Annotated in this window: 18 protein-coding genes; 8 read left to right on the top strand and 10 right to left on the bottom strand. The window is 57.1% G+C overall.

Annotated elements, in window-relative coordinates; translation table 11 throughout:
• The first annotated feature begins 157 nt into the window (after positions 1-157).
• The 5 genes from NIZ92_RS11240 to NIZ92_RS11220 all read left to right on the top strand — a co-directional run bounded on the left by NIZ92_RS11240 (position 158) and on the right by NIZ92_RS11220 (position 10,901).
• On the top strand, positions 158-6,067 hold the full coding sequence (locus tag NIZ92_RS11240; protein ID WP_254001938.1) for an alpha-2-macroglobulin: 5,910 nt from the start codon (positions 158-160) through the stop codon (positions 6,065-6,067).
• Positions 6,051-8,213: a penicillin-binding protein 1C gene (gene pbpC, locus NIZ92_RS11235; protein ID WP_254001937.1), complete on the top strand. Its 2,163-nt coding sequence runs from the start codon at positions 6,051-6,053 to the stop codon at positions 8,211-8,213. Before NIZ92_RS11240 ends, pbpC begins: the two co-directional genes overlap by 17 nt.
• Before the next feature lie 74 nt (positions 8,214-8,287).
• Positions 8,288-8,875 (top strand): hypothetical protein, encoded by a 588-nt coding sequence (locus NIZ92_RS11230; RefSeq protein WP_009461761.1) that lies wholly within the window; start codon positions 8,288-8,290, stop codon positions 8,873-8,875.
• Positions 8,876-8,988: 113 nt separating this feature from the next.
• Positions 8,989-9,444 carry a hypothetical protein gene (locus tag NIZ92_RS11225; protein WP_181900162.1) on the top strand — a complete coding sequence of 152 codons (456 nt, stop codon included), beginning with the start codon at positions 8,989-8,991 and terminating at the stop codon, positions 9,442-9,444.
• 161 nt (positions 9,445-9,605) lie between these two features.
• Entirely contained in the window at positions 9,606-10,901 is a 1,296-nt protein-coding gene (locus tag NIZ92_RS11220; protein ID WP_026483408.1) for an aspartate carbamoyltransferase, read from the top strand.
• A gap of 182 nt (positions 10,902-11,083) precedes the next feature.
• Here the strand turns inward: NIZ92_RS11220 and NIZ92_RS11215 are convergent, their stop codons facing one another.
• From NIZ92_RS11215 to NIZ92_RS11195, 5 genes are all read right to left on the bottom strand, one after another.
• Positions 11,084-12,604, bottom strand: coding sequence for a CoA-acylating methylmalonate-semialdehyde dehydrogenase (locus NIZ92_RS11215; protein WP_254001936.1), 1,521 nt, complete (start codon positions 12,602-12,604; stop codon positions 11,084-11,086).
• Positions 12,605-12,683: 79 nt separating this feature from the next.
• A complete protein-coding gene (actP, locus tag NIZ92_RS11210) occupies positions 12,684-14,252 on the bottom strand; it encodes a cation/acetate symporter ActP (RefSeq protein WP_009461764.1) in 1,569 nt (522 codons plus the stop codon).
• Entirely contained in the window at positions 14,249-14,566 is a 318-nt protein-coding gene (locus NIZ92_RS11205; RefSeq protein ID WP_026483405.1) for a DUF485 domain-containing protein, read from the bottom strand. The genes actP and NIZ92_RS11205 overlap by 4 nt, the downstream gene beginning before the upstream one ends.
• 51 nt (positions 14,567-14,617) lie before the next feature.
• A complete protein-coding gene (locus NIZ92_RS11200; protein WP_009461766.1) occupies positions 14,618-15,412 on the bottom strand; it encodes a crotonase/enoyl-CoA hydratase family protein in 795 nt (264 codons plus the stop codon).
• 43 nt (positions 15,413-15,455) lie between these two features.
• Positions 15,456-17,063 carry a long-chain-fatty-acid--CoA ligase gene (locus NIZ92_RS11195; RefSeq protein WP_035272849.1) on the bottom strand — a complete coding sequence of 536 codons (1,608 nt, stop codon included), beginning with the start codon at positions 17,061-17,063 and terminating at the stop codon, positions 15,456-15,458.
• Between the two features lie 114 nt (positions 17,064-17,177).
• On the opposite strand from NIZ92_RS11195, the gene NIZ92_RS11190 reads away from it, so the two are divergent.
• A complete protein-coding gene (locus NIZ92_RS11190; protein WP_080748095.1) occupies positions 17,178-18,230 on the top strand; it encodes an AraC family transcriptional regulator in 1,053 nt (350 codons plus the stop codon).
• 36 nt (positions 18,231-18,266) lie between these two features.
• On the opposite strand, the gene NIZ92_RS11185 is transcribed toward NIZ92_RS11190, so the two are convergent.
• The 4 genes from NIZ92_RS11185 to NIZ92_RS11170 all read right to left on the bottom strand — a co-directional run bounded on the left by NIZ92_RS11185 (position 18,267) and on the right by NIZ92_RS11170 (position 23,166).
• A complete protein-coding gene (locus tag NIZ92_RS11185) occupies positions 18,267-19,163 on the bottom strand; it encodes a recombination-associated protein RdgC (protein WP_009461768.1) in 897 nt (298 codons plus the stop codon).
• A gap of 167 nt (positions 19,164-19,330) precedes the next feature.
• The gene (locus NIZ92_RS11180) at positions 19,331-20,908 is read right to left on the bottom strand and encodes an MFS transporter (protein ID WP_230940555.1); all 1,578 of its coding nucleotides are present in this window, start codon (positions 20,906-20,908) and stop codon (positions 19,331-19,333) included.
• A 100-nt stretch (positions 20,909-21,008) separates the two neighbouring features.
• On the bottom strand, positions 21,009-22,466 hold the full coding sequence (locus tag NIZ92_RS11175; RefSeq protein ID WP_035272846.1) for a sensor histidine kinase: 1,458 nt from the start codon (positions 22,464-22,466) through the stop codon (positions 21,009-21,011).
• 10 nt (positions 22,467-22,476) lie between these two features.
• Positions 22,477-23,166: a response regulator transcription factor gene (locus NIZ92_RS11170; RefSeq protein ID WP_003799515.1), complete on the bottom strand. Its 690-nt coding sequence runs from the start codon at positions 23,164-23,166 to the stop codon at positions 22,477-22,479.
• Between the two features lie 206 nt (positions 23,167-23,372).
• On the opposite strand from NIZ92_RS11170, the gene recA reads away from it, so the two are divergent.
• Entirely contained in the window at positions 23,373-24,455 is a 1,083-nt protein-coding gene (recA, locus tag NIZ92_RS11165) for a recombinase RecA (protein ID WP_021446515.1), read from the top strand.
• Entirely contained in the window at positions 24,452-25,087 is a 636-nt protein-coding gene (gene recX, locus NIZ92_RS11160; RefSeq protein WP_306459879.1) for a recombination regulator RecX, read from the top strand. Before recA ends, recX begins: the two co-directional genes overlap by 4 nt.
• A 163-nt stretch (positions 25,088-25,250) precedes the next feature.
• Here recX and NIZ92_RS11155 read toward each other — a convergent pair whose 3' ends face one another.
• Entirely contained in the window at positions 25,251-26,171 is a 921-nt protein-coding gene (locus tag NIZ92_RS11155) for a LysR family transcriptional regulator (protein WP_254001935.1), read from the bottom strand.
• Between the last annotated feature and the right edge of the window lie 115 nt (positions 26,172-26,286).

The following is a 26,286-nucleotide window of genomic DNA, read 5'->3' as shown; positions in this document are numbered from 1 at the left end:
CTACAAACGGGTGTCGTGAACAATTAAAGCCCGGTGTCTTTTTCTGTTGCACTTGGTGGCATTCTTTATGCGCTTTCGGGGCTATTCAGACACGCTCAGAGGGTCTGATTTCTATTAAACTGGCGCCGAAAATAGCACATTCCATAGGGGAAGAACGATGCATCGCCAGTCTTTGCTGGGTTTGATGTTCTTGCTGGGTGTCAGTAGCGCCCAAGCCATTACGATAAGCAGTTTCTCGCCCCAAGGGGCGACATCGGATTTGCGGGATGTCAAAGTCACCTTTGCCACACCCGCAGTTCATTTTGGGGATTCGCAATTGCCTGCACCCGTTCAGGTGCAGTGTGATGATCCTTCGGTAGTCGGTCAGGGCCGTTGGCTTGATTCGCGCCGCTGGATTTATGAATTCGACGAGCGTCCAGGACCAGGCTTGAGTTGTACGGCCGTCGTGTCCAAAAGTTTTCGCAGCATCAATAATGAAGCGATTAGCGGACCGGCTCAATATCGTTTTAATTCAGGCGGCGCCATTCTGGAAAGCAACCGCCCGTATTACAACATTATTGATGAAGACCAGGTCTTTCTATTCAGCTTCAATGCGCCGGTTAATAGCGCCTCTTTAGTCAAGAACGGCTATTGCCGGGTAGAGGGTATTGGCGAGCGTATTGGCTTGAAAGCCATTGAGGGTGCCGAGCGCGACGCCATGGTTCGCGCCGAGTTCTATGTGGACGAGGTAGACGACCGATACCAGGCCGTCCAGTGTGCACGTCCCCTGCCAGCGGATGCCAGCGTGTCGGTGGTGCTGGAGCCGGGCATCATGACCCAGATTGAGAATCGCAAGGGCGTCCCTAATACGGACCGCTATACCTACGATTACAACGTGCGCCCCGAGTTTACCGCCTCGCTCACTTGCATGCGTGAGCGCGCAGAAGCGCCTTGCACGCCGGTTGGCAGCTTCGGTGTTCAGTTCTCTGCGCCCGTCGCTTACGAGTACTTGAGCCAGATTCGTTTGGAAGCCGGCAAGCAGGTTTGGGAACCCAAGTCTGATAGCGACGAGGCATGGCAGGATCGTGGGCCTGGCCAGTACGTGCGTTTCGAGGGTCCTTTCCCTGAAAACGCCAAGCTGACGGTCAAGATTCCGGACAGCCTGACGGACGACGCAGGTCGCCGCCTGAAGAACCCGCAAGTACTGAGCAACGGCATGAGCACCACGACCTATCCGCCGCTGGTGAAGTTTGCGGTGGAGCCTTTCGGGATTGTGGAGCGTTTCGGCCATGCGGATCGTGACGGATCGGACGATTCCGATCCGCCAGCCATTGGCTTGAGCCTGCGTAATGTCGAAGCCAATCTGACAACTCAGCAAATGCTGGTGTCCGCCGGTCAGGTGGGGGCTCTTGCCGTGAAGGACGACAAGGAAGTTCTGACCTGGTTCTCCCGTCTGCGCCAGCTGAACTATTCCTGGTCGGTCACCCCCGACTATCTGAAGACCATGATGGGTAGTGACTTCCATGTCACCGCTCCTTTGAATGAGAACGGCTACCTGGATCTGCGTGCCCAGCCCCTGTTGCAAGGCAAGGATCTGAAGAAGCTGGACTTGCCCGGCATGGATCAAAAAGGCGAGCGTCCTTTTGAGATGATTGGCGTGCCGCTGAAAGAGCCTGGTTTCCATGTGCTGGAAGTCGCTTCTCCACGTCTGGGAGCTTCCTTGCTGGAGGCGGCCGGTACCATGTACGTGCGTAGCTCTGTGCTGGTGACCAACCTGGGTGTGCATATCAAGAAAGGTGGTGACGATTTGCTGGTCTGGGTCACGACACTGGATGATGCCAAAGTCGTGCCCGGCGCGAAAATTCGCGTGATGAACTGCCGTGGTGAAGAGCTGCTGCAAGGTGAAACAGACGAGAATGGGATGTTCCATCACCCGCAGGCGGTGTCCAGCCCGGATTACTGCCAGGAAACCAGCTTGTCCGGTTTGTTTGTGACGGCCCGTATTGACAAGAACAACCCCATGGCTCGTGGTAAAGATGATTTCAGCTTTGCCTTGAGCGAGTGGAATTCGGGTATCGAGCCTTGGCGCTTCAATGTGCCTTACAACTGGGGCGGTCGCGATGAGGCCATTGCTCACACTGTGATGGATCGCAATCTGTTCCGTGCGGGTGAAGTGGCCCATATGAAACACTATGTACGCGAACGCGTGCGTGACGGTTTCAAGGCTCCAGCTCGCTATCCCGACACCATGATTGTCGAGCACGATGGCAGCGGCAAGCGAATTGAGCTGCCCTTGAAGTGGCAAAAGACAGCGGCAGGCAGCGTATTTGCTCTGACCGACTGGAAAATCCCCAAGGACGCCGAGCTGGGTGTGTATCGCTTGCGAACCGAAGGCGAGGATCAGTACTTCAACTTCGGCGAGTTCCGCGTAGAGCAGTTCAAGTTGCCTGTGTTGGGCGGCAGTATCAAGCTGGGTGACGGTCTGGATCGTCCTTATCTGGTCAAACCCAAAGAACTGCAGGCCGACCTGCAGCTGCAGTACCTGTCTGGTGGCCCGGCTGATTACTTGCCGGTTCAGTTGTCGGCGGTTGTCCGCTCGGCAGGAACGTCCTTCAGCGCCTATGACGATTTCAGCTTTGTCCCTCCCGAGAAAGTTGAACAGTCTGATGTCTCGGACTCCCGTGTTTTCCTGAACAAGAAGCGCTTTCAGCTGGATGCACAGGGTGGTTTGCGTGCCACGCTGGATGAGTTGCCTGCGGTGGATCGTCCTTCCGAATTTCTGGTAGAAGCCACTTTTGCCGATCCGAACGGTGAAATTCAAACCTTGACCCAAACTGTATCCGTATGGCCGGCCGATGTGGTGGTGGGTCTGCGTGCAGGTAGCTGGTTGGCAGCCGGTTCGTCCACCAAGCTCTCGGCTATCGCGGTGAGCCCGGACGGCAAGCCACTGAAAAACGTGCCTGTGCGTATTGAGGCGGCCAATGTGCAGCGTTTCTCGATCCGCAAGCGTATGGTGGGTGGCTTCTACAGCTACGACAATCAGGAGCAGCGCGAAGACCTGGGCACGATCTGCGAAGGTCGCAGCGACGATCAGGGTCTGGTGCAGTGTGATGTGAAACTGGAGAAGGGCGGTCAGGTCGAGCTGAGTGCCATTGCACGTGATGGCGAAGGCCGCGAGTCCGTTGCTGCCAGCACCGTCTGGGTCAGTGGCTCCGGTTACCTGTGGTTCGGTGGTCAGAACGATGACCGTATCGACGTGATTCCTGCGAAGAAAGTTTGGGCTCCTGGCGAGACAGCCGAGTTCCAGGTGCGCATGCCGTTCCGCGAGGCCACGGCCCTGGTGTCGGTGGAGCGTGAAGGTGTCTTGCAGGCTCAAGTGGTTCAGCTGGAAGGCGACAGCCCTAACGTCAGCGTGGAGATCAAGCCCGAATGGGGGCCGAACGTTTACGTGTCCGTGCTGGTTCTGCGTGGCCGTCTGCGTGAAGTGCCTTGGTACTCTTTCTTTAGCTGGGGCTGGAGTCAGCCTCTGACTTGGTACAAAGCCTACTCGGAAGGCGGTGGTGAATTTGTTGCCCCGACAACTACCGTGGACTTGTCCAAGCCTAGCTATCGTTTTGGTCTGGCCAGCATTGAAGTCAGCAGCCAGCAAGATGCGCTGGATGTGAAGGTAACGACGGATCGCAGCCAGTACGCGATTCGTGAGCAGGCCAAGGTTGATATTCAGGTCCTCAAGTCCGATGGCACACCGGCAGCCGGTGCGTCCGTGGCCTTGGCGGCTGTGGATCAGGCCTTGCTGGAACTGAGCCCGAACAATAGCTGGAACCTGCTCAACGCCATGCGTGCCTTGCGCGGCTACAACGTGCAGACCGCCACGGCGCAATCTGAAATCGTGGGTCGTCGTCACTATGGTCGCAAGGCTGTCGCAGCGGGTGGTGGCGGTGGCAAGAGCCCCACTCGCGAATTGCTGGATACTTTGCTGCTGTGGAAAGGCAATGTGGAGCTGGACGCACAAGGTCGCGCAACGGTGACCGTGCCGCTGAAAGACTCCCTGACCCAATACCGGATTGTGGCCGTCGCCGATCTGGCGGGCGACCGCTTTGGTAGTGGTTCGGCTCAGATCGTCACAACGCAAGACCTGCAAATCATTTCCGGTTTGCCAGCCATTGCTCGTGAGGGTGATGATTACCAGGCCCAAGTGACGCTGCGTAACAGCAGCCCACGTGCCATGACCGTGAAGGTGCAGGCGCAGTACCGTGGTAAAGGCTTGCCCTCGGCGGCCTTGCCAGAGCAAACCGTTGAGCTGGCTTCGGGCTCGGCTAAAGTGGTTTCCTGGCCCATGTCGGTTCCACTGTCCAGTGGTTCGGCCGATTCGCACCAGATGGAGTGGACGGTGGATGCACAGGAAGTTCAGCAGTCCGGCGCCACGGGCAAGGCTGCCAAAGACAGCCTTGCAATCAAGCAGGAAGTCTTTACCGCGACCCCGGTTACGGTTCAGCAGGGAACACTGGTTGCCGTGGGTATGGATGAGCCATTGAACATGTCGGTGCAGGCACCGGCCGGTGCCTTGAAGAACGAACAAGGCGTGGTTCAAGGTGGTCTGCAAATGTTGTTCCGTTCCTCCTTGGGTGGCGGTATGGAAGGAGTGCGTGCCTGGTTTGAACGCTATCCTTACAGTTGCTTTGAACAGCAAGCCTCACGTTACATGGGCCTGCGTTCCGAAGAGGCGTGGGCTGGCCTGATGCAGCGCATGCCGTCTTATATGGACGAGAATGGTTTGTTGCGTTACTTCCCCAGTAGCTATGGGTGGGGTAGCCGCGTGTTGACCAGCTACATCCTGGATATCAGCTACATTGCGGAATCCATGGGCCTGAACTACCCCATCCCGGACGGCTTCCGCAACGAGATGCTGCAAGCGCTGGAAAACGTGGTGAATGGTCGTATCCCGAGCATGCAAACGGTCTCTCGCCAAGAGCGGGATCTCGAAGTGATTCGTGCGACGGCCGTGCTGGCCAAGTACGGCCGTGCTCGCGTCAACATGCTGGATTCGGTGGAACTGAACCTGCAAAGCTGGCCTACTGAAATCCTGCTGGCCTGGGTGGATCTGACTCAGCGTTTGCCGGGCATCAAGAAAGCCGAGCAGACACGTAAAGAAGCCATGAATCTGATTCAGGCACGTCTGGTCAGCCGTGGTACCCGTCTGGTCTTTGGTGAGGACGCGCTTAACGGTAGCCCATGGGCCATGACCAGCCGCGTGACCAACCAGGCTCGCCTGATGCTGCTGGCCAATGAAATGTCGGACTGGACCGAGGACATGCCTCGTCTGGCCCAAGGTCTGTTGGCGGAGCAGCAACGTGGTGCATGGCGCATGACCACTGAAAACCTCTTGGGTAGTTTGGCTATTGAACAGTTCAGCCGTCATCACGAACAGAACCCTAGCGGTCAGTCCATGGTGATTCTGGGCTCGGAAAGTGCCCAGGTGGTGGATTGGGACATGCTCAAGCCTGACGGTCAGGGTGTGCGCTCTTCCAAGATTGATGTGCCGTGGCGCGGCGATCAGGCCGATAACCTGAGCGTTGAGCAAATGGGTGAGGGCAAGGCCTGGATCGAAGTTCGCTCCCTGGCTGCGGTGCCCGTGACCAAGCCTATTGCGGCTGGTTTGAGCATGGAGCGTCACATCGAAGCCGTGGAGCAGGCCAAACCCGGTGTATGGAGTCGTGGCGACATCATGCGCGTGAAGATCAAGGTCAAGGCTCAAGGTCAGGCAAGCTGGGTGGTGGTGTCGGATCCGATTCCTGCCGGTGCCACTATCCTGGGCAGCGGCCTGGGTCGCGACTCTGCCATGGCAACGGCCGGTGAAGAACAGTCCGGTCATTGGCCCAGCTTTGTCGAACGCCGCTTTGATGGCTACCGTGCTTACTACGAGCGCTTTGAAGAAGGCACGACCGAAGTCAGCTATACGGTACGTCTGAATACAGTGGGTCAGTTCGTGCTGCCAGCCAGCCGTGCTGAAGCCCTGTACGAGCCTGACGTGTTTGCTGTCTGGCCTAACGAGCAAGTTCTGGAAGTTGTGGATGCACCAGCCAATTAAAGCAGGACTGCTGGTGTTGGGACTGGCCCTGTGGGCCAGTCCCGGGCAGGCCATGCCCAGCTACAAGGAAGTTCGGCAAGCTTACCGATCGTCCGATGTGCAGGTCCTGGATCGTCAGGGCCAGCTTGTCCAGCGAGTCCGTCTGGACTTTCGTCAACGGCGCGGCGATTGGGTCGCGCTGGAGCAAATTTCTCCGGCCTTGCAAATGGCGGTCCTGGTGTCTGAAGACCGCCGTTTTGAATCTCACGGTGGGGTGGACTGGTTATCAGTGGGCTCTGCCGCGTGGGATGGCCTGTTTGCCGGACGCAGTCGCGGTGCTTCTACGATTACCATGCAGCTGGCCGGCCTGATGGATCAGGATCTGATCGGTGGTCGAGGTGGGCGCTCAGTCTGGCAAAAGCTGGATCAGGTGGTGGCCGCCCAGTCGCTGGAAGACACCTGGACCAAGCCGGAAATTCTGGAAGCGTATCTGAATCAGGTGGCTTTTCGGGGTGAGCTGGTCGGGGTGGACGCGATGGCGCGTACCTTGTTTCAAAAGCAGGCCGCTGCGCTGGATGCACGCGAATCTGCCATTGCCGCAGTTTTGCTGCGCGGCCCCAATGCCTCGGCCTTGATGGTCGAGCGCCGGGCGTGTACGACCCTGCAAGAGATGGGACGCGTCGAACTATGTCGAGAATTAAGTAATCTGGTGCCGGTGGCTTTGCGCCGGGCCGGACAGGCCCCTTTGGGGCAAGCCCAACTGGCCCCTCATTTTGCCCGTTGGGTTCTGGATCAGAATCCTGAAATCAAGGCCGGTGACAGTATTCGTACGACCTTGGATACGCGCCTGCAAACTCAAGTGCAAGCCAGTATGCGGCGCCACTTGCTGGATCTGCGCACCGCACGTGTTCAGGATTCTGCGGTGGTGGTGCTGGATAACCATAGCGGACAGGTCCTGGCCTATGTGGGTTCCAGTGGCGATCTGTCCGAGGCGGCCGAGGTAGACCATGCCCGTTCCTTGCGGCAAGCCGGTTCCACGCTCAAGCCCTTTTTGTATGAGATGGCGATTGAAAAGCGCCTGTTGACCGCCGCATCCTTGCTGGAGGATTCACCGCTGAATCTGTCCACCGGCAATGGTCTGTATATCCCGCAAAACTACGACAAGCAGTTTGTGGGCTGGGTCAGTGCGCGCAATGCTCTGGCTTCTTCCCTGAACATTCCTGCTGTGCGTGTGCTGACCATGCTGGGGCCTGCCAACTTGGTGGATCGCCTGCGTGCACTGGGCCTGAATCTGCGCCAGGATGGCGATTTCTATGGGTATAGCCTGGCTTTGGGCAGCGCCGATGTCACCTTGCTGGAACTGACCAATGCTTACCGTGCACTGGCCAATTTGGGCCAGACGCAAGCCGTGCAAACACGTATGGATCAGCAAGCCGCTCCCTTTCATTCTGTGATGGATGAGGGTGCCAGCTGGATTGTGGGCGATATGTTGTCGGATCGTCAGGCCCGGGTGCTGACTTTTGGTTTGGACAGTGCCTTGAGTACGCCATTTTGGAGTGCGGTTAAAACCGGGACCAGTAAAGACATGCGTGACAACTGGGCCCTGGGTTGGACGGAGCACTATACCGTTGGCGTTTGGGTGGGAAATAGTGCTGGTCAAAGTATGCAAGATGTATCAGGTGTCAGCGGGGCTGCCCCGATCTGGCACGAGGTGATTTCGCTCTTGAACCAGCGTCGCCCCGGTCGTCAAACGGCCATGCCTGCCCAGGTGCAGGTGCGGCAGATTGAGTTTGTACCCGCGATGGAGCCTGGCCGGGAAGAGTTTTTTGTTGAGGGCACGCAGACCGATCGTGTGGAATTAAGTGATGTGAATCTGGCCTATGCCGGCCCGGCCCGTATCCGCGAGCCGGTCAATGGCACCATTTTTGCGTTGGACCCGGATATTCCACCGCAAAACCAGCAATTGCGGTTGTTGGCCCAAGGGCAGATTACCGAGCCCTTGGTATGGTGGGTGCAGGGAGTAGAAGCAGGGAAAGGGGCGCAGCTGCGAATTCCATTGGTACCCGGAACGCTGCGCATTGAATTGAAAACCGAACAAGGTCGCCTAATGGATCAAGTCAGCGTACAAATTAGGGGTGCGCAAATGACAAGCTTTAACAAAGATTAACCGCTTGCGCTTTTACATGACTGATACACTGCTATCCTTATTGATTCTTCGTAAAGAGAGGGGGGAACTTCACTATGATGACTTTACGCACACTCGCTCGAATTTTGGCTCCTGTTGGCCTGGTCGCATTGGCCGCTTGTCAAACCGTTCAAGAAAAGCCGAGCGACAAAGCTGGCACCTCCAGCGCCGCAACGCAAACCACTCCCTCCACGCCTGCGACGGGTGCTCAGCAGCCTCAGGCTCAAGCTGGTGCCGAGCAGCAAGCTGCGCCTGTACAGATCTTCCTGGCTGATACTCAGGAACAAGCGGGTTGGGCACGTGTCGACGTGCAACCTAATGGTGTCTTGTTTGTGAATCCGCGTGCCGTGGTGGTGCGTGAGGATCTGGTTGGCGTGCAAGCCGGCACCAACGACAGCAAAGAAGGTTTGCTGGCTTTGGATCTGACTCCAGAGGCTGCTCAGCGTCTGCTGCAAGTTACCACTCAGTTCCCCAAAAAGCGTCTGGCTTTGGTCGTGGGTGACACCATGCTGGCTGCCCCTGCTTACGGTTCGCCCGTTAAAGATGGCCGTCTGATTTTCATGGTTGGTACGGAAGCTAACGCTTTGGCTGCTGCCCGCGCGATTGCCGGTCCACAGGCTACCCAGACCAACGGTAAGAAGTAAGCGCTGCTTGCTCGTCTGAATGCTGTCCTGGTCCTGGGTTCACCCATGCCCGGCTTTTTGAAAAACGCGGTGGGTGCGAACCCGCCGCTCTTGTTACTAACAGGAAAGTCGGTATGGTGACCCCGCCAGGCAGTCTCGCTTTTTATATTCTTTCTTTTCGGGTTCTGGTCGGCCTGCATGGGGCCGCGCTGCTGTTCGTCATGTTGATGGGCACCGGAGCAATTGGATCCGTTTTCGTCCCCGCTTTTTTGCGTCTGCCCTTGTTCGTTTTTCTGATGGGGCTGGTTTCGGCGTTTCTGGCCTTGTGCTGGAGTCACTGGACCTTGGCGTGGCACAGCTCTAAAGTAGGGCGACGCTGGGCCTGGATACCCGGTTTCTGTTCGGCCTTCTTTCTGGCCTTGAGTCTAGCTCTTTTTGTAATTGGCGTATGGGGTACTTTGGGCCTGGCCGATTTTGCCTACCAGCATAGCGAGTGGCTTACCTCCGGCCAGCAAGACTATGACGGTTTTGTCGTTCCCAATAATGACGAAGCCCAGCCCTACACGACGCCTTATCGGCAACATCCTTAGCTTGCCTTCTACTTGAACGCTACGTTCAGACAGCAGCGATTCCAGCCTGCTGCGTAGAGTGTCGTTGTATTTTCTGCAATAGTCTCAATTCTTGCTCGCTTTTTTATCAGCCGCAGTCTTAAAATGTGCGCATTGCGTATATTTCATAAGCGAGAGCTGATATGGCCGTCTCCCAACAAGTTTTTTTGCGTGATGCAATGCGTCGCCTGAACCTGACTCGTGACGTTTTTGCGGCACGTATTGGGGTGAAGCGTCGTGCACTGGATACCTGGCTGCTGCCTGAAGGCTCTTTGGAGTCGCGGGCCATGCCCGAAGTGGTGCAGCGTTTTGTCACGGAAATCGTGGAAAACGAAGCCTTGCTGAGCAAGTATGCGCAAAGCGCACAGTCCGGTCCTTTGCGTGACCGTATCGCTACCGGCGGCAAGCATCAGCTCTTGTCCGTAGACCAGTTCACCCGCGAAACTGTGGAAGAACTGTGCAGTCTGGCCGATATCATGCAGCCCATCGCCCGCCGTCAAAAAGTGTCGCGCGTGCTGGAAGGGGCGGTGCTGGGTAACCTGTTTTTCGAAGCCTCTACCCGTACTCGCGTCAGTTTCGGCTCGGCCTTCTGCCGCCTGGGTGGTTCCGTGTGCGATACCACTGGCTTTACCTTTTCTTCCATGGCCAAAGGCGAATCCATTTACGACACCAGCCGCGTCATGAGCGGCTATGTGGATGCCATGGTGATTCGTCACCCTGAGCAAGGTTCGGTCGCGGAATTTGCGCGTGCCACCAACATTCCTGTGGTGAACGGTGGTGATGGTGCGGGTGAACACCCCAGCCAGGCGCTGCTGGATTTGTACACCATCAGCACTGAATTTTCCCGTCTGGGCAAATTGCTGGATGGTGCACATATCGCTCTGGTGGGTGACTTGAAGTATGGCCGTACTGTGCACTCCCTGATCAAGTTGCTGGGCATGTACCGTGGCCTGAAATTCACCCTGATCTCGCCCCCCGGCCTGGAAATGCCCGAGCACATTGTGGAGCAGGTGGCTAAGCAAGGTAAGCACGTCATCGAGCAGACGACGTCCCTGGAAAAGGGCTTGCCTGGTGTGGATGTAATTTACGCTACACGCGTGCAGAAAGAGCGCTTCGAAGAAGGGCAGGACGGCAGCTTCACGGCCGACTTCCAGGTCAATAAAGCCATTATCGACCGCTGCTGCGGCCCCGATGTGATCGTGATGCACCCACTGCCACGCGATAGCCGTGAAGGTGCCCACGATTTGAGCGTGGATCTGAACCACGACCCTCGACTGGCCATCTTCCGTCAGGCTGATAATGGTATTCCCGTGCGTATGGCGATTTTTGCTGTGCTGCTGGGTGTGGAAACGCTGGTGCAGCATTCCATGCGCGATGTGACCTGGAATCCTCCTTCGCACATCGGTCCTGATGATGCGGTTTTCCACGGCATGTACTAAGTTGAGCAGGTGTCAGCGCTAAGTACACGCAAACATTAAAAAAAACCGGGGCTCTGAATTAGAGCCCCGGTTTTTTTGTTCTTGAAACGTGTTTTATAAGCCTGCTGGGTGAGCAGACTTATAACGATATACCAAGCTGAGCCGTTTTTTGAAAGTGACGATTCAGCCCGGCAAATCTACTTTTACTTGGACGTAGGCATGGCAAATTCCGCACCCTTGGAGATGCTTTCAGGCCAGCGCTGCATGATGGATTTCTGGCGGGTGTAAAAGCGAACGCCTTCTTCACCGTAAGCGTGCATATCGCCAAACAGGCTCTTCTTCCAGCCACCAAAACCGTGCCAGGCCATTGGCACTGGAATTGGCACGTTGATGCCAACCATACCCACGTGGATGCGGCGGCCAAATTCACGGGCCACGTTACCGTCGCTGGTAAAGCACGCTACGCCGTTGCCGAACTGGTGCTTGTTGATCAGTTCAATGGCACTGGCCAGATCCGGTACGCGTACGCAGCACAGCACAGGGCCAAAAATTTCTTCCTGATACACACTCATGTCAGGGGTGACGTGATCGAACAGGGTGCCGCCCATCCAGAAGCCGTTCTCGCAACCTTCACCGGCTTTGGCGCCGTCAAATTCGCGACCGTCGACCAACAGTTTGGCGCCTTCCTGTACACCTTTGTCGATGCAGCTGCTGATGCGCTCGCGCGCTTGCTGTGTCACGATGGGGCCCATTTCGGCGGCGGCATTGGTGCCATTCAGAATCTTCAGGCTGCGAGTACGTTCTTCCAGCTTGGGCAGGATGCGATCAGCAGAGTCACCCACCAGCACGGCTACCGAGATGGCCATGCAACGCTCGCCAGCCGAGCCGTAGGCGGCACCGATCAGGGCGTCCACGGTCAGGTCGATGTCGGCATCCGGCATGACGACCAGATGGTTCTTGGCACCGCCCAGGGCTTGCACGCGTTTGCCGCCGATGGCGCCCATTTCATAAATGCGGTTGGCAATCGGGGTGGAGCCCACGAAGGAGACGGCTTGCACGTCCTGGTGATTGACCAGCGCCTCAACCGCGTCTTTATCACCTTGCACCACGTTGAACACGCCATCGGGCAGACCGGCTTTTTTCAGCAGTTCGGCAATGAACAGGCTGGGGCTGGGGTCGATAGGGCTGGGCTTGAGCACAAAGGTGTTACCCGCCGCGATGGCAACGGGGAACATCCACATGGGCACCATGACAGGAAAGTTGAACGGGGTGATACCGGCCACCACACCCAAGGGCTGGCGCATGGTCCAGTTGTCGATATTGGTGCTGACCTGTTCGGTGAAATCGCCTTTGAGCAGTTGAGGAATGCCGCAAGCAAATTCCACAATTTCAATACCGCGGGTGACTTCGCCCATTGCATCGGACAGAACCTTGCCATGCTCGGCCGTAATCATGGCTGCCAGCTTTTCCTTGTTCTCGTTGAGCAAGGACAAAAAGTTGAACAGCACACGGGCGCGGCGTAGCGGTGGGGTGTCGGCCCAGGCGGGAAAAGCGGCCTGGGCGCTGGCCACAGCGGCGTCAATATCTTGCTGGCTACCCAGTTTGACTTTGGCGCTGACCTGGCCGGTGGCCGGGTTGTACACCGGTTGAGTACGTGTACCGGCGCCAGCCTGCTGGCCACCTCCGATGTAGTGAGCAATTTCGGGGGTGTTTAACTCTGTCATGGTGATGCTCCTGCTGGGATGAATTAAAACAAGGGGCGGTAACCCGGTCGGGCTGGGCTACCGCCAGAGTACCAAGTATCTAGTGAGAGACAGCGGCAATACCGACTGCAGTTTCAGCGCGGACCTGTTGGGCGTCAAAGCCATCCCGGTCTTCGCTGGCGCGGCGGCTGCTGTCCAGTTTCGATACAAAGTAAATCATGAAGAATGCCAAAGGCATGGAAATCAGGGTGGGGAAGTCGTAAGGGAATACGGCTTCGGAAAAGCCCAGAATGCGGACCCAGACGGCTGGCGACAGAATCACCAGGCCCAGGGCCACAAGCAGGCCGCTCAAACCGCCATAAATGGCACCACGAGTGGTCATGCCGCGCCAGTACATGGACATCAGCAAGACCGGGAAGTTGGCCGAGGCGGCAATACTGAAGGCCAGGGCAACCAGGAACGCCACGTTCTGGTCACGGAACAGCAGGCCCAGGAAAATGGCGACAATGCCAATGCCGATCGAAGCCAGACGGTTGACGCGCATGGCTTGCGAGGGTGTGACATCGTCGCGGCGGATGACTTTGGCGTACAGATCATGTGCAACTGCCGAGGCACCGGCCAGGGTCAAACCACTGACCACGGCCAGAATCGTGGCAAAGGATACGGCGGCCAGCAAACCAAACAGCAGGTTGCCACCCAAAGCCGTTGCCAGGTGCATGATGGGCATGTTCGAGCCGCCCAGCACCATGCCGCCTACCTTGCCGTCCACATAGAACTCGGGGTAGTTGGGCAGGATGGCCATGGCAGCCAGACCCAGAAAGCAGATCACCACAAAGAAGACGCCCATCAAACCCGTTGCCACGAAGACCGATTTACGGGCAGCGCGTGCATCAGGCACCGTGAAGAAACGCATCATGATGTGAGGCAGACCGGCAATACCAAACACCAGTGACACTGCCAGAGACAGGCCCGAGAATGGATCAGCCATCAGCTTCCAGGGACCCTTCATGGCCGCGCCAGCCTGGTGATGTTCGGCCGCCGCACTGACCAGGGCGGAAAAGTCGAAGTTGAAGTAGTACAGGGCCAGGCCAGCCATCAAGAAGCCATTACCCATCATCAAGATAGCCTTGATGATTTGTACCCAGGTGGTTGCCACCATGCCACCCACCACGACGTACACCATCATGAGCAAGCCCACGGCCACCACGGCATAGGTGTAGTCGATGCCAAACAGCAGTTGCACCAGTTGTCCTGCGCCGACCATTTGCACGATCAGGTAGAACAGCACCACGGTCAGCGAGCTGATCGCGGTAAAGATGCGAGTGCTGCGTTCATCCAGGCGGTACGAGACGATGTCGCTCAGGGTGTAGCGGCCCAGATTGCGCAGGCGCTCGGCAATCAGAAACATGATGACCGGCCAGCCCATGAAGGCGCAGACCGCATACAACAGCGAGTCAAAGCCGTTGGTAAAGGCCAGGGACGAAATACCCAGCAAGGTCGCGGCGGACATGTAGTCACCCACAATGGCCAGACCATTTTGCGTACCGGTAATACCGCCCCCGGCGGTGTAAAAGTCCGAGCTGGAACGAGTGCGCGACGAGGCCCAGTAGGTGATGCCCAGGGTCACGACCACAAAGGCGGCAAAAATCAGAATCGCTTGTGTATTCATGGGCGCACCTTTGCCAGTACACGTTCGCAAAGCGGATCAAAGCGCGTGTTGGCGACGTGGATGTACACGCCTGTTAATAACCAGGACACAAAAATCAGTCCTACCCCGTACACCATGCCACTGTTGACAGCTCCTCCACTGCCCAGGTCATGGGTTAGAACGCCGGGCCAAAAAATGGCCGTCACGATAAACAGGCCGGTCAGCCCCAGGCAGATGCCGGCGCAGGCAAATGCCAGACGCCGACGCTGCGACTTGAGTTGCTCATATTCCTGTAGCCCGGCTAGTTGCCGGCTTAACTCTTGATGCGACAGCATGGTTTTGTCTCCGTATTGTTGTGATTACTGCCCATGTCCGCCTGGCCGATATTATTTGGTCGGCTTCACTTTATGAGCTTTCTTATTAACAAACTCCCCCAAGCGTTCCTGCACGTCCCGCCCGGTTTGAACTACTGCTGCCATCAAGCCCTCGGCAAAGAGGCCATCGGTGGCAGACATATCGGCAATGCGGCTGATCGAGCTGACAATGGCGTAGTTCGACAAGATGGCATTGCCTGCAATGCGCTGGGCCAGTTCCAGGCTCAGCTCATAGGCTGTTTTGGGGTTGGCTTCGTTGTTGCACACGTAGTGCGCCAGCCCCAGTCGCTCTCCTTCCACGGCATCGAGCACGCGGCCTGTCAGCATCAGTTCGATCATGCGGTTGGGAGAAATGATTTTTGCGGTCCGAACGGTTGCGCCACCGCCGGTGAAGATGCCGCGTGTGCCTTCAGGCAGGGCAAAGAAGGTGCTGCTGTCGGCCACGCGAATGTGCGCTGCGCTAGCCAGTTCCAGGCCCCCACCCACGACCGCGCCTTGCAGGCAGGCAATGACGGGGATGCCGCCGTGTTCGATCTTGTCAAAAGCACGGTGCCAGCTTTGGCAGACGCGCAGAAAATCCACGGCGCCGCGTTCCTTGTCATGGTGTTCTTTCAGATCCAGGCCCGCGCAGAAATGGTCGCCTTCTGCCTTCATCAGAATGACCCGGATGTGCTCGGGAATATTGGAGAAGTACGCATCAATTTCAGCAATGGCATCTTCATCCAGGGCGTTGCGCTTGTGCGCCTTGTTCAGCGTGACAATTCCGATGTTGTCCAACTCGGTGGTGAGCAGGAAAGGGGCGGCCATAAAAACTCCTTGTGTTACGTAAATGCGAGGGCAGTGGTGCAAATCAGCTGGGGTCGGCTTGATCCGCCAGCATTTTGCGCAGTGCCATTTTTTGAATCTTTCCAGTTGCCGTCATCGGCATCTGGTCGATGAAAATTACTTTGTCGGGTACGGACCAGCGGGTGACGCGATCCTGATAGCGCTCCAGCATGTGGGCCTCATCCAGCTCAGCGCCTTCGCGTGGCACTACGAACAGCACGGGGCGTTCTCCCCATTTGTCGTCGGCCTGGGCGATGCAGGCAGCCAGCTCAACCAAAGGCTCTTCCATGGCGATGTTCTCGATCTCGATCGAGGAGATCCATTCGCCACCGGACTTGATCACATCCTTGCTGCGGTCAGTAATGTAGACGTAGCCATCGGCGTCGATGGAGCCCACGTCGCCTGTGCGGAACCAGCCGTTTTCACTGGCCAGATCGGGTTTGCCGTAATAGCGGTCCATGATCCAGTTGCCCTGGATCAGCAGGTGGCCGCTGCTCTTGCCGTCGCGTGGCAAGGTGTTGCCTTCGTCGTCAACAGTTTTCAGGCGTGCGCCGAACAGGGCACGGCCTTGCGAGGCCAGCACGTGCTGCTTCTGGGCTTCGGGCAGATCGCTGTGTTTGGGCAGCAATTGGCAAACAGTGCCCAGCGGCGAGGTTTCAGTCATGCCCCAGGCGTGGCGCACGGTAATGCCGTAGCCCGCCCAGGCGGCAATCATATTGGGTGGGCAAGCGGAACCGCCGATCAGGATGCGGCTCAGGGTGGTGAACTGCTTGCCATTGGCTTTGGCATAGTCCAGCACGGTTTTCCAGATGGTGGGTACACCGGCGGACAAGGTGACGCCAGCGCGTTCGCATAGGGAGTAAATGCGCTCTCCTTGCAAATTTGCACCGGGCAGAACAATTTTGGCTCCGGACATCAGGCCGGAGTAAGGCAGGCCCCAGGCATTGACGTGAAACATGGGGACCAAAGGCATGACGGCGTCAGCGCTGGCAATGCACAGTGCGTTCGGGTGGGCCGAGGCGTAGGCATGCAAGAGGGTGGAGCGATGGGTGTACAGGGCACCTTTGGGATCGCCCGTGGTGCCGGAGGTGTAGCACAGGCCGCTGGCGGTATTTTCATCAAACACAGGCCACTCAAAGCCCGTGCTGTCATTGCCCAGCCAGCTTTCGTATTCATCGGCCAAGGGGCCCTGAGCCTGGCTGCCCATGCGTACCCACTGCTTGACGGTGGGGCATTGGCCGCGCAGATAGCTGACCATTTCTTCAAAATGTTCGTCGTAGAACATCACCGTGTCTTGAGCATCATTGATGATGAAGGCAATTTGCTCGCGCGTCAGACGCGGGTTCACGGTGTGACAGATCAGACCGATGCCCGAGGTGGCGTAGTAAATTTCCAGATGGCGGTAGGTGTTCCATGCCAAAGTTGCCACGCGCTCGCCGGGCTGCAGGCCTTCGCGGCGCAGTCCCAAGGCCAGATCCTGAACCCGGTGGGCAAATTCAAGATAGCTGTAGCGATGAAGCTCGCCATTATCCAAAGCGGTAACAATCTCCTGCTCAGGGTTATTCTCTACGGCGTGGGTGAGAATTGAACTGATGAGCAAGGGCATATGCATCATATTTCCAGTGCCTAACATGGTGATGTCTCCTTGTATTATGTGTGTCAGCATAGGATGGTTTAGCACCTTACCCAATAGCGAATACTGACGTCGAATATGCAAAAAGTGACAATCTTTGAGAGGTCATAGGAAATGAATGCTTTGCCCGGCACGCTCCCGGTGCCCGTTGATGCAGCCCATACCGCCACCGTGGCGCTGGATCTGGTTCAGGACTGGTTTCACAGCCTGCGCACCAGCTACTCCGAAGAGGTGCTGGATCACTGCCTGAAGCAGTCGGGCATCGTGAAAGACTTTATTGATCGGCCCGGCGCTCGTTTGACGCGGGATCAACTGGTGCGCCTGTATCAGGAAAGCGCCAGGAAAACGGGCGATGAGATGATGGGTTTCTGGACTCGGCCGATACGGGCCGGGGCCTTGAAATACATTGTGCGCACCGTGCGGGATGCGCCATCCATCAATGTGGCCTTGTACCGTTTCACCCAGTTCTGGAATCTGCTGCTGGATGATTTCAGCCTGAATCTGATACGCACGGATAAAGAGTTGGGCATTGAGTTGGTGCCGCGTTATCCCACCGCCTATGTGCATCGTTTCGGCCATGCACTGATGCTGAAGCTGACGCACGGAATTGTGTCCTGGCTGATGGGGCGCGAGGTGCCGGTGCAGCAAGTGGCCTTTGCATTTCCCAGACCGGCTTTTGCGGCGGACTATTCGGTGCTGTTTCCCGCTTCAGTCAGTTTTGATGCGCCGTGCTCGCATATCTTGTTTGGCGTGGAGTTGGGGCAGGTACGGCCACAACGCACTCAGGTTGAGGCCAGAGCCTTTCTGGAGCGTGCGCCGCGTGACTGGATTTTTACCTCCTATCACGAGCATGCCTTGCGCCTGAAAGTGCGGGAAATCTTGCATACCGACCTGGGCTACACCTTGCAGGATGTATCCGGAAAATTGCATATGTCGGCGCGCACGCTGATACGCAGGCTGCAAGAAGAAGGCCTGTCGTTTCAGGGGATCAAGGATGAGCTGCGCCGAGATTTGGCGATTTTCAAATTGCTGCGCAAAGATATGTCGCTGGCTGAAATTGCTTACGCATTGAAGTTCAGTTCGCCAGCGACATTTCACCGGGCTTTCCGCCATTGGACGGGCATGACGCCCGGTGTGTATCGCGCCGCCCAGCAGGAACTGGCCTGAAGGGCGGTTCAGCCAAGCAGGCTGCGTGGTCCGGGCTTACTTGCGTTCGCCGCCCAGGACTTCGACCAGATCGCTGATCATCTTGGCCAGCTCGGAGGTCATCAAGGTCATGTCAGCGTCAAAGATTTCGTCATCGTTGACGGCCGTCACATCTTGTTTTTCAGTCAGGATGTCCAGCGGGGCCACGCGTTTGACGTCCAGCGCATCGGTCAGCACAAAGCTGATGCGATCTGCCCAGGTCATGGCCAGGCGGGTGCATTGCTTGCCGGCTTCAACGTGCTTGCGCACTTCGTCAATGTCGGCGCTTTGCTTCACGTAGCGTACGGCAGCACCGCTATCGCCGGTGGAGCGCAGTTCCGTGTCCTGGTCCACAGTAAAGTTGGCCAGTTGCTCTTCGTCCACCAGCCAGGAGGTCATGGCGGCACCGGGTGATTGCTCGGTATACAGAGGCTGCACGGGGAAAGGTTCCACGCTCTTGGCCAGCAGGCCCAGAACTTCGTCGCTCTTGGCGGTAGCCGCGGCATCAATAGCCAGCCAGTGGTTGCGGGTATCCAGCCAGACGCGGGTGTCGCGGGAGACGGCGAAGGCACGAGGCATCAAGTCCACAATGACTTGTTCCTTGATTTCCTTCATTTGCTTGCGGCCAGGTTTGTAGCCTTGCTGCTCTTCGATATCACGAGCCTTTTCACGAGCGACTTGGTTGATCACTGTGGTGGGCAGCAGCTTTTTTTCGGCGCGCAGAGCGATCAGGTACTGACCGTTAACTTCGTGCACCAGAGCACTGTTCTCGCGTGGGCTGACCCAGCCCAGGCTTAGCGGCTCCTGGCTGGAACCAGGGGTGAAGCTGTGTTTGGAAAGAGCTTCTTCCAGCTCTTCGGCGGAACATACCCAGTCGGGGGAGAGGCGATAGATGCGTAGATTCTTAAACCACATGGATACGAAGATAAATAAACAGAAGAAAAAGGGCGGGCGTAAAGCCCGAGGCAATGTTCGATTGTACGCGCAGATCTTCCTGTGTCGCCCCGCCATTTACGGACCCTTGCATTTGCTTGACAGAGCGCGGGAAATGGCCGGTGCAACGCGTTTTTTGCCTGGACTGGCTAACGATTGATGTCGTTATGGCGGGTTTCCCGCACAAAGGGCGCACCAATCGCAACCGTCACCAGACAGATCAGAATCGGGTACCACAAACCATCGTAAATATTGCCAGTGACGGCAATCATGGCAAAGGACAGGGTGGGCAAAAAGCCCCCGAACCAGCCATTGCCAATGTGATAGGGCAGGCTCATGGAGGTGTAGCGGATGCGGATCGGGAACATCTCCACCAGCATGGCCGCAATGGGGCCGTAGACCGCGGTTACCAGCCCCACCAGATAGGTCAGCAGGACCACCAGCATCACTTTATTGATCTGCTCCGGGTCTGCGCCGTCCGGGTAGCCGTACTGGCGCATGGTCTGAGTCAGCTCATTGCGCAGCTCTTGCGAGTGACGGGCAAAATCGGCGCGGCTCAGATGTCCGCCTTCAAAACCATCGATCACATGATCGCCAATGCGTACCTGGGCCACCTGACCGGGCGAACCCTTGACGTTGTTGTAGCTGACCGCGTGGCTGGCCATGTAGGACTTCACGATATCGCAAGAGCTGGTGAAGGTGTGGCTGCCCACCGGATTGAACTGGAAGGAACAACTGGCCGGGTCGGTAATGACAGTGACGGGCGCGTTGCGCTGCGCCTGGACCAAAGCAGGGTTGGCAAAATAGGCCAGGCCCTGGAAGACCGGGTAGTAGGTCAGGGCGGCCAGCAAACAGCCCGTCAGGATGATGGGCTTGCGCCCGATTTGATCCGATAGCCAGCCAAAAAAGATAAATAGCGGGGTGGCCAGTAGCAGTGAAATTACCATCAAGGTTTGCGCCAGGGTGGCATGCAAACCCAGCATTTGGGTAATGAAGAACAAGGCGTAAAACTGTCCCGTGTACCACACCACGCCTTGGCCGGCCGTCAGGCCGAACAGCGCCAGCAAGGCGATGCGCAGATTCGCCCAGCGCCCGAAGGATTCGGTAATGGGCGAGGTCGACAGCGTGCCTTCTTCCTTGATGTGCTGGAAGGCAGGTGACTCTTTCAGGTTCATCCGTATCCAGACGGAAATTGCCAGCAGCAGCACGGAAATCAGAAAGGGAATGCGCCAGCCCCAAACCACAAATGCTTCTTCCCCGACCAGACTGCGTATGCCCATGATGACCAGCAGGGACAGCAGCAAACCTACGGATGCCGTGGTCTGAATCCAGCTAGTGTAAAAACCGCGACGGTGCTGGGGCGCGTACTCAGCCACATAGGTGGCGGCACCGCCGTATTCGCCACCCATGGCCAGGCCTTGCAGCAGACGCAGGACGATCAGCATGATGGGGGCGGCAATCCCGATGGCTTCGTAGCTGGGTAGTACGCCGACCAAAAAGGTGGACAGGCCCATCAGCAGGATGGTGATCAGGAAGGTGTACTTGCGGCCCACGCGGTCGCCAATACGACCAAAGAGCAAGGCACCAAAGGGGCGTACGGCAAAACCGGCGGCAAAGGCCAACAAGGCAAAGATAAAGCCGGCTGTCGGGTTAACGGCGGAAAAGAAGTGTTGCGCCAGAATGGCGGCCATGGAGCCGTACAAGTAGAAGTCGTACCACTCGAACATGGTGCCCAGGGCGGAGGCAAAAATAACTTTGCGGCCTTGGGTGTCCAGCTTGTTCTTGGCTTTCGGGAAGGTTGCACTGGTGATTGTCTGGGGCATGTGCTCAGGCTCTCCAAGGCAAAGACAGTGGGAAACTGACGCGCAAGCGCAGGCCGCTTTCCTGGCCCCCAGTCAGTGGCATGAAGTCGATGGAGGCGCCGTGAATGTCGGCAATCTCCCGCACAATGGCCAGCCCCAGGCCACTACCGTCTGCCTGGTTGCCCATGATGCGATAAAAACGATCAAAAATTCGTGCTTTATGTTCCGTGGGAATGCCGGGGCCGTTGTCCTCGATTTCCAACCAGCCCTTGCCTTGCGTCTGGCCGGTACGCATGGTGATCCAGCCGCCAGCAGGGGTGTAAATCAGGGCGTTATCCAGCAAATTGTTGATCAGCTCATCGAGCAGGACCGGATCCGCTTGCAAGAGGATGGCTTTGGCCGTGTTTTCCAGCCCCAGATCCAGCCCCAGTTTCAAGGCATCGGGCACACGCTGGCCTACATGCAATTCAGTCAGGGTATTCAGGTCCAGGGTTTGCTTGGTAGGGGCGTACAGGGCATCGCTGCTTTCGGCACGGGCCAAGGCCAACATTTGGGTGACCAGGCGCGTGGCCCGGTCGGTGCCGCGTACCAGTTGTTGCAAGCTGGCTTCGGTCTGCCTGGGGTCGCGCTCGCGCAGGGCCAGTTCGGCTTGGGTGCGTATCCCCGCCAGCGGCGTTTTCAACTGGTGGGCCGCATTGGCCACAAACTGCCTTTGAGTGGCTGAAAATTGTGCCTGCTGGGCCAGGAGTCCATTCATGGCATCAATCAGCGGCACAATTTCGGCAGGTGCCTGCTCTTGATCTACCGGCGATAAATCACCGGGCGCACGAGCACGCAAGCGCGCTTGCAGCAGGTTCAGCGGCTCCAGGCCATGTGTCAGCCCCAGGCCCGCCAGCATGGCCGCCAACGGTACCAGAATGAATTGCGGTGTCAGCATCCCGATCAGAATTTCTCTGTGTAGCACCGCTCTATGTTCATTGGTTTCGGCAGCAACCGCCAGAAAGGGCGTGTCGTTTTTGTCCTTGCCCCCCCAGACATAGGCCAGCCGCAGGCTTTGATCATCCAGAATAACGTCCCGGTAGCGCAGCAGGTCGGTGTCATATCCCCAACTGTCGGGAACCGGCAAATTCGCGTTGCCAGCCAGTGGCTCGCCATTGGCATCGCGGATTTGCCATAGCGTAGGGGTCGGGCTTTCCTGACGCAAAATTGTCTGTGCCCCGTGCGATAAATGGATGGGCTGGCTCAGATCCTGATGGCTGATTTCCACCCGCAACAAGTCCAGGTGATCGCGCAAGGTGCGGTCGTAGGGGGAGTTCGCAATGTGCTGGGCGATGAAGTAGGTAATGACAATGCCTACCGTCCACAGCAGAAACAAAGGCCCGAAAATCCAGATCATGATCTTGTGGATGAGCGGGCGCGGTGCGACACGCTTGCTTTTGGCAGGCGCAGCCGTGTTGTGGGATGGGGGCGTAGCGTGCTGCATGGACGATCCTTTAGGCTGGAGCGTCTTCTCGCAGTTTTTCCGGTTCCAGACAGTATCCCAGACCACGCACGGTCAGGATGCGTACGCCGCTAGGCTCCAGTTTTTTGCGCAGGCGGTGGATATAGACCTCGATGGCGTTAGGGGTGACTTCCTCACCCCACTCACAGAGCAGATCCACAAACTGGTTCTTGCTGATCATGCGACCGCTGCGCGACAGGAAAATCTCCAGCAAGCTGGTTTCACGCGCCGACAGCTCCAGGGGCTGATTGTCTATATAAGCCATGCGACCTTTCAGGTCGAAGCTCAAGCGCTTGTGATGCAGCAAGGCGCTGCTGGTGCCGGTACTGCGACGCGTCAGGGCGCGTACACGGGCTTCCAGTTCGGTCAGGGCAAAGGGTTTGGACATATAGTCGTCCGCGCCCAGGTCCAGACCGCGCACACGCTGCTCGACCGTATCGCTGGCAGTCAGAATCAGAACGGGAAGGGTGTCCTGGCGTTGGCGGATTGACTGCAGCACCGACAGGCCGGGCTTTTTGGGCAGGTCCAGATCCAGGATCAGAAGGTCAAAGCTTTGCAGCTGCAAGGCCGAGTCGGCGCTATCGCCATCGTGCACGACGTCAACCGCATAGCCTTCGTAGCGTAAGGAGCGAGAAAGTCCATCCGCGAGAATACTGTCGTCTTCAGCTATGAGTATGCGCATGACCCTACACAAACAGATGATTGAATGGCTGTTCGGCATTGTTGCACAAGGCTGTAAGGCTGGTCAGTAGGGGATAACGATGGCGGCTAGTTAATTTATTTGAATATCTGTGTATATATACAGTATAATTTGATGCAATAATTAGGTTTGATTTTTAATTGCCGTGCCCGTCCGTTGGGGCGCCATTCCACAGTCAAGGATTTTTCATGGACGATAAAAACAGCAAAGCAGTGGCCTCGGAACGTTCCAAAGCGCTGGCCGCCGCTCTGTCGCAAATCGAAAAGCAGTTCGGCAAGGGCTCGATCATGCGTTATGGCGACGACAACGTCGAGCATGACATCCAGGTGGTCTCCACGGGTTCCTTGGGTCTGGACATTGCTTTGGGCGTCGGTGGTCTGCCACGTGGTCGCGTTATTGAAATTTACGGCCCGGAATCTTCGGGTAAAACCACGCTGACCCTGCAAGTGATTGCAGAGATGCAAAAGCTCAAAGGCACATGTGCCTTTATTGACGCCGAACACGCGCTGGACGTGCAATATGCTCAAAAACTGGGCGTGAACCTGGGCGATCTGTTGATCTCCCAGCCTGATACCGGCGAGCAGGCTCTGGAAATTACCGAAGCCCTGGTGCGTTCGGGTTCGGTAGACCTGATCGTTATCGACTCGGTGGCCGCCTTGACTCCCAAGGCTGAAATCGAAGGCGATATGGGCGATTCCTTGCCCGGTCTGCAGGCCCGTCTGATGAGCCAGGCCCTGCGTAAATTGACGGCCACCATCAAACGCGCTAACTGCATGGTCATCTTCATTAACCAGATCCGTATGAAGATTGGCGTCATGTTCGGCAACCCTGAAACCACCACGGGTGGTAACGCGCTGAAGTTTTACTCCTCCGTGCGTCTGGATATTCGCCGTATCGGTTCCATCAAGCGTGGCGACGAAATGGTGGGTAACGAGACCCGCGTTAAAGTGGTCAAGAACAAGGTTGCGCCTCCTTTCAAGCAAACCGAATTCGACATCATGTATGGCAGCGGTATTTCCCGCGAAGGCGAGATTATCGATCTGGGCGTACAAACTGGCGTGGTCGACAAGGCAGGTGCCTGGTATAGCTACGACGGCAACCGCATTGGTCAGGGTAAGGACAATGTGCGCGAATTCCTGAAAGAGCGCCCCGAGTTGGCCCGCGAAATCGAAAACAAAGTGCGTGAAAAGCTGGGCGTTGCCCTGATGAGCGCTGCTGTCAGCCGTCCAGCCGCTGCTCCTGTGGTTGATCCGGCCGAGGGAGAAGTCTGATTTTTCCCCCAGAGTTCGATGACGAACCCTTTGAGACAGACCCGGAGGAAATCCGGGAACGTAAACAAGCTCAAAGGGAGCGCGTTGCTGCGCTTTCTGCCCGGCCCACTCGGGCGGGCAGAAACGTAGAAGAAAGCTCGGGTGATGATGCTCCCGCTGCGGAAAAGAAAGCCCCGTCCAAACGGCCGGGGCTGTCTCTTAAAGCCAGAGCGTTGAATTTTTTATCCCGACGCGAATACTCGCGCCTGGAGCTGGGCCGCCGTCTGGCGCCCCATGCAGAAAGTGCTGAAGAAGTGGAAGCCTTGCTCGACGCGCTGGTCGAACAGAAATGGCTGTCCAACGAGCGCTTCGCACATAGTGTCGTCAATCGCCGTGCCTCGCGTGTGGGCACCCGAGTCATTCTGCAAGAACTGCGTCAGCATGGCGTGGATGTGGAACAGACCGAAATCATCAAAGAAGAATTGATGGCGACCGAGCTGGAACGGGCCAAGCACGTGTGGAGCAAGAAATTCAGTGCGCCGCCCGATGATCCCCGCAGTTACGCCAAGCAATATCGCTTCATGGCCAGCCGAGGCTTCTCGGGCCGTATCTTGCAGCAGATTCTGGGTGATTGGGAAGACGATCCGGCTTGAATAAGCCATCTGCAATGCTTCGTTTTGCTGTGTTTCTTGCTTGTCTGCCGCCGCCATCAAAAAACGCGGTCTCGTTCAAGTTGGCATGAGCCCGCCCGCCTGTACTTTTCCTCTATCTATATAGTGCTTGCAACAGAGTTTTGCCATGCCATTGCTAAATGGCTCAAGACTGCGCCGCCACGATTCCTTGCAGGCTTTTGAAGCAGGTCTCTCGTGCCTGTGCCAAAAAGGCCTGCACATAGTCCGCTTGTAAATCCTCACTACGTACCGTGGCGTATAGCGTGCGCCAGATACCGTGCTCTCCCAAACGGCAAGTGCGAATCGAGGCCGGGTTCAAGAACTCCGTCAAGGCCCAGTTTGGCAACGCCGTCACACCACGCTGGCTGGCAACCAGTTGCACGATCATGGGCGTTAGCTCGGCCTGCCGAATCGCAGCGGGCTCCACATCGGCTGGCGTCAGGAACTGCGTAAAAATATCCAGACGATTGCGTTCTACCGGGTAGGTAATCAGAACCTGATCGGTCAATTGGAAAGGTTCTACATAGCGGTACTGCGACAAGGGGTGCTGGTTGGAGACAGCCAGCACCAGCTCGTAGCGGAACAGGGGTTCGTAATGGACAGCCGGATTGTCCTGCGGGTCCGAGGTGATCACCACATCCAGATCCCCGCGCATCAAGGCGGGCAAGGGCGCAAAGGAAAAAGCCGCGCTCAAGTCCAGCGTGACGTCAGGCCATTGCTGCCTGAATGCGTCCAGTGCTGGCATCAGCCATTGAAAGCAGGAGTGGCAATCAATGGCCACATGCAGGCGTCCCGTGCGTCCGGCGGCCAGTCTTTGCAAATCGCGCTCGGTGGCGCGTACACGCGGCAGGATGTCATCGGCCAGCGTCAGGATACGCAGAGCGGCGGCGGTCAGGCGGGCAGGGCGGGTGCGGCGGTTCAGCAATTGCACTTGAAGTCGCACTTCCAGGTCGCGGAGCTGGTGCGAGAGGGCGGACTGCGTAACATGCAGGCGCTCGGCGGCTTCTTGCAAGCTGCCGCTGTCGCGGATGGCGCTCAGGGTTTCGAGATGGCGGATTTCAAGCATGTTGAGGAAAACTCATGATTAGCATGGTGTATTTGATTTTTTTTCAAATAAGTATACAGGCACAATAGATTTCAAGCGCCTGATACGGGCCTTTTATTTCTAATTTATGGGCTTA

Source organism: Alcaligenes sp. 1735tsa3, from assembly GCF_024134565.1.
In the GTDB taxonomy this organism is placed as follows: domain Bacteria; phylum Pseudomonadota; class Gammaproteobacteria; order Burkholderiales; family Burkholderiaceae_B; genus Alcaligenes; species Alcaligenes phenolicus.
This window is presented reverse-complemented; position numbering and strand designations above follow the sequence as displayed.

What these genes read in the sequence shown, in the direction of transcription:
- NIZ92_RS11240 (WP_254001938.1), top strand. Translation starts at nt 158, where the DNA reads ATGCATCGCCAGTCTTTGCTGGGTTTGATGTTCTTGCTGGGTGTCAGT.
- pbpC (WP_254001937.1), top strand. Translation starts at nt 6,051, where the DNA reads ATGCACCAGCCAATTAAAGCAGGACTGCTGGTGTTGGGACTGGCCCTG.
- NIZ92_RS11230 (WP_009461761.1), top strand. Translation starts at nt 8,288, where the DNA reads ATGATGACTTTACGCACACTCGCTCGAATTTTGGCTCCTGTTGGCCTG.
- NIZ92_RS11225 (WP_181900162.1), top strand. Translation starts at nt 8,989, where the DNA reads ATGGTGACCCCGCCAGGCAGTCTCGCTTTTTATATTCTTTCTTTTCGG.
- NIZ92_RS11220 (WP_026483408.1), top strand. Translation starts at nt 9,606, where the DNA reads ATGGCCGTCTCCCAACAAGTTTTTTTGCGTGATGCAATGCGTCGCCTG.
- NIZ92_RS11215 (WP_254001936.1), bottom strand. Translation starts at nt 12,604, where the DNA reads ATGACAGAGTTAAACACCCCCGAAATTGCTCACTACATCGGAGGTGGC.
- actP (WP_009461764.1), bottom strand. Translation starts at nt 14,252, where the DNA reads ATGAATACACAAGCGATTCTGATTTTTGCCGCCTTTGTGGTCGTGACC.
- NIZ92_RS11205 (WP_026483405.1), bottom strand. Translation starts at nt 14,566, where the DNA reads ATGCTGTCGCATCAAGAGTTAAGCCGGCAACTAGCCGGGCTACAGGAA.
- NIZ92_RS11200 (WP_009461766.1), bottom strand. Translation starts at nt 15,412, where the DNA reads ATGGCCGCCCCTTTCCTGCTCACCACCGAGTTGGACAACATCGGAATT.
- NIZ92_RS11195 (WP_035272849.1), bottom strand. Translation starts at nt 17,063, where the DNA reads ATGTTAGGCACTGGAAATATGATGCATATGCCCTTGCTCATCAGTTCA.
- NIZ92_RS11190 (WP_080748095.1), top strand. Translation starts at nt 17,178, where the DNA reads ATGAATGCTTTGCCCGGCACGCTCCCGGTGCCCGTTGATGCAGCCCAT.
- NIZ92_RS11185 (WP_009461768.1), bottom strand. Translation starts at nt 19,163, where the DNA reads ATGTGGTTTAAGAATCTACGCATCTATCGCCTCTCCCCCGACTGGGTA.
- NIZ92_RS11180 (WP_230940555.1), bottom strand. Translation starts at nt 20,908, where the DNA reads ATGTTCGAGTGGTACGACTTCTACTTGTACGGCTCCATGGCCGCCATT.
- NIZ92_RS11175 (WP_035272846.1), bottom strand. Translation starts at nt 22,466, where the DNA reads ATGCAGCACGCTACGCCCCCATCCCACAACACGGCTGCGCCTGCCAAA.
- NIZ92_RS11170 (WP_003799515.1), bottom strand. Translation starts at nt 23,166, where the DNA reads ATGCGCATACTCATAGCTGAAGACGACAGTATTCTCGCGGATGGACTT.
- recA (WP_021446515.1), top strand. Translation starts at nt 23,373, where the DNA reads ATGGACGATAAAAACAGCAAAGCAGTGGCCTCGGAACGTTCCAAAGCG.
- NIZ92_RS11155 (WP_254001935.1), bottom strand. Translation starts at nt 26,171, where the DNA reads ATGCTTGAAATCCGCCATCTCGAAACCCTGAGCGCCATCCGCGACAGC.